Source organism: Pseudomonas sp. EGD-AK9 (assembly GCF_000465935.2).
Taxonomy (GTDB): Bacteria; Pseudomonadota; Gammaproteobacteria; order Pseudomonadales; family Pseudomonadaceae; genus Aquipseudomonas.
The window spans coordinates 1-2956 of the sequence record NZ_AVOF01000372.1 but is presented as its reverse complement, the minus strand read 5'-3'; the positions used below and the strand labels follow the sequence as shown (position 1 = coordinate 2956).

Sequence of the window (2956 nt, the reverse complement as noted above, 5' to 3'; positions counted from 1 at the left end):
CTGGATCTGCGTGGCGCGGTAGCCGGCGTCGATCATCTGCTCGGCGCGGGCGAAGTCGGTGACGCCGAAGCCGGCCAGCGGCGGCTGGATCAGCACGTCGTCGGCCGCCAGAGTGGCCAGCTGCGCCTCGGAGTTCTTGCGCGTCATCAGGGTGATCGACTGGTTCATCACGTCGACCACGGTGGTCAGCTGCTCCACCGGTTTCAGCGGCGTGCCGAGGTCGACCACTATGACCCGCTCGACGCCCATCTGCCGCGCCACGTCCACCGGGATGTTGTTGACCATGCCGCCGTCCACCAGCAGGCGGCCGTCCAGCTCCACCGGGGCGAACACCGCCGGGATCGACATGCTGGCGCGCATCGCCTGGGGCAGGTGGCCGCGGCGCAGGATCACCTGTTCGCCGTTGGCGATATCGGTGGCCACGGCATGGAAGGGGATCGGCAGGCGGTCGAAGTCGCGGGTGTCGCTGCGGTGCACCAGCAGGCTCTCCAGCAGCAGCGCCAGGTTCTGCCCCTGGATCACCCCCAGCGGCAAGCCGAGGCTGCCGTCGTCGCGGAAACTGAGTTTCTGCTTGATCAGGAAGTCGCGGTCGTCCTGCTTGCGGCGAAAGGGCACGTCCTCGCGCGGCGGCGAGTCGGACAGTGCCTGCTGCCAGTCCAGCTCCAGGGCCAGGCGCTGCAGTTCCTCCACCGAGTAGCCGGCGGCGTACAGCCCGCCGACTATGGCGCCCATGCTGGTGCCGGCGATGGCGTCGACGCGGATGTTCTGCTCCTCCAGCGCCTTGAGCACGCCGATATGCGCCAGGCCGCGGGCGGCGCCGCCGGACAGCACCAGGCCGACGCGCTCGGCGGCGAAAGCGGGCAGGCTGGACAGGGCGAGCAGGCAGAGCAGCGAATGAAGCAGGCGGCGCATGGCGGTTTCCGGCGAGGGCAGGGCGAAAGGCCGCTATTATAGGCGCCAAGCCCTATCCCAGAGCCGCTGCCATGTCCGATCGCAAGCCCGAAATCGTCATCACTTATTGCACCCAGTGCCAGTGGTTGCTGCGCGCCGCCTGGCTGGCCCAGGAGCTGCTCAGCACCTTCGCCGACGAACTGGGCAGGGTCAGCCTGGAGCCAGGCAGCGGTGGGGTGTTTCGCATCCTCTGCGACGGCGTGCAGATCTGGGAGCGCAAGGCCGACGGCGGCTTTCCCGAGGCCAGGGTGCTCAAGCAGCGGGTGCGCGACCAGATCGACCCGGGCCGCGACCTGGGGCATAACGACAGGTAGGGTGCGCCGTGCGCACCATGGCTCCTGGGGCGCGTAGGTCGGGAGGCGCCCGTCACCCTCAACGCGCCAGTCGCGCCGAGACGAAGATGGCGCTGACGATCAGCGCGCCGCCGGCCAGCATGCGCAGGGTCGGCTGCTCGCTGAACAGCCACCAGGCGAAGAGGATGCCGTAGACCGGCTCCAGGGCGAAGATCACCGCCGTGGTGCGTGCCTTGAGCACGCGCAGGCTGGCGACGAACAGGCTGTGGGCCAGGCCGGTGCAGAAGATGCCGAGCATCGCCAGCCACAGCCAGTCCATCGGCCGCACGCTGGGCAGCAGCGGCCAGGCCAGCGGCATGAAGCAGACGAACACCGTGATGTTCTGGTACAGCGCCGCCTGCACCGGGTCGAGGCCGCGGGTGCTGGCGCGGTTGAGCAGCGACAGCAGGGCGAACAGGAAGCCGGACAGCACCGCCCACAGCAGACCGCCGGTGGCGCTGCTGGCGAGGCTGAATTCCGGGGTCACCAGGATCAGCCCGAGGCAGACCACGCCGACCATGGCGAACTCGATGGGGCGGGTGCGCTCGCGAAACAGCAGCCCCTCCAGCAGCACGGTGAAGGCCGGGAAACTGGCGAAGCCGAGCGTGGCGATGGCCACCCCGGAGACCTTCACCGCTTCGAAGAAGGTCACCCAGTGCCCGCCCAGGAGCAGGCCGCCGAGGCCCAGCAGGGCGAACTGGCGCAGGCTCGGGCGCACCGCGCTGCGGCTGCGCCACAGCAGGGCGGCCAGGCCCAGGGCGAGGATGGCGAAGATCGCCCGGCCGCCGGCGATCATGTTCGGCGTGGTCGCCGCCAGTTTGCCGAAGATGCCCGACAGGCCGAACAGCAGGGCGCCGAGGTGAATCGCCAGCAGGGCGTTGCGTTCCTTCATGCCAGGCGCGCGCCGTTGGGCAGCGGCTTGTCGAAGCCGGCCAGGACCACGCGGTTGTCGCTGTCATAGACCCCGGTCACCAGCACCTCGGAGCGCACCCCGGCGATGCGCTTGGGGGCGAAATTGCACACGCACAGCACCTGGCGGCCGAGCAGTTCGGCGCAACTGTAATGCGCGGTGAGCTGAGCGCTGGAAGTCTTGATGCCCAGTTCGCCGAGGTCCACCTCCAGCACGTAGGCGGGTTTTACGGCTTTCTCGTTGGGGCGCGCCGAACGGATGGTGCCGACGCGCAGCTCCACCTTGTCGAAATCCTGCCAGTCGATGTGTTGCATGGGTCACTCCTGGTTACTGACGCGCAGTCTAGGCGCCTCGCGCAGGGCTGTCTGTCGCAGGAATTGCGGGTTTTGTCGTCGGACTCTCGTAGGTTGGCGCTGAGCGCAGCGAAGCCCAACAGGGAGCGCCTGGCGCTCCGCCCGGCGATCGCATGGCGTTCTGCGGGGCGATCGCCGTTGGGCTTCGGCGCTGCGCGCCTCAACCCAACCTACGCGCTAGCGGCTGCGGCGCAACTGCCGCGGGGTAACGCCCAGATGTCGCGACAGCGCGGCGGTAAAGGCGCTCTGCGAGGCGTAGCCGACCCGCGCGGCCACCTCGCCGACGGCCAGGTCGCTGCCGCGCAGCAGGCGTTCGGCCAGTTGCAGGCGCTGGTCGCGGATGTGCTCCATCGGCGTGCGCCCGGTCTCGGCGAGGAAGCGGGCGTGGAAACGCGCCACCGACAGCCCGG

General features: G+C 69.4%; 5 protein-coding genes. 1 reads left to right on the top strand and 4 read right to left on the bottom strand.

Annotated elements, in window-relative coordinates:
- The coding region (locus tag N878_RS16585) for a patatin-like phospholipase family protein (RefSeq protein WP_021444727.1) at positions 1–912 on the bottom strand (912 nt) is incomplete at its 3' end.
- 71 nt (positions 913–983) lie between these two features.
- On the opposite strand from N878_RS16585, the gene N878_RS16580 reads away from it, so the two are divergent.
- On the top strand, positions 984–1265 hold the full coding sequence (locus N878_RS16580; RefSeq protein WP_021444726.1) for a SelT/SelW/SelH family protein: 282 nt from the start codon (positions 984–986) through the stop codon (positions 1263–1265).
- A gap of 58 nt (positions 1266–1323) precedes the next feature.
- On the opposite strand, the gene N878_RS16575 is transcribed toward N878_RS16580, so the two are convergent.
- The 3 genes from N878_RS16575 to N878_RS16565 all read right to left on the bottom strand — a co-directional run.
- Entirely contained in the window at positions 1324–2175 is an 852-nt protein-coding gene (locus N878_RS16575) for a DMT family transporter (RefSeq protein WP_021444725.1), read from the bottom strand.
- Entirely contained in the window at positions 2172–2507 is a 336-nt protein-coding gene (locus N878_RS16570) for a tRNA-binding protein (RefSeq protein WP_021444724.1), read from the bottom strand. Before N878_RS16570 ends, N878_RS16575 begins: the two co-directional genes overlap by 4 nt.
- A 216-nt stretch (positions 2508–2723) precedes the next feature.
- A partial coding sequence (locus tag N878_RS16565) for a helix-turn-helix transcriptional regulator (RefSeq protein WP_031303304.1) occupies positions 2724–2956 on the bottom strand: 233 nt, incomplete at its 5' end.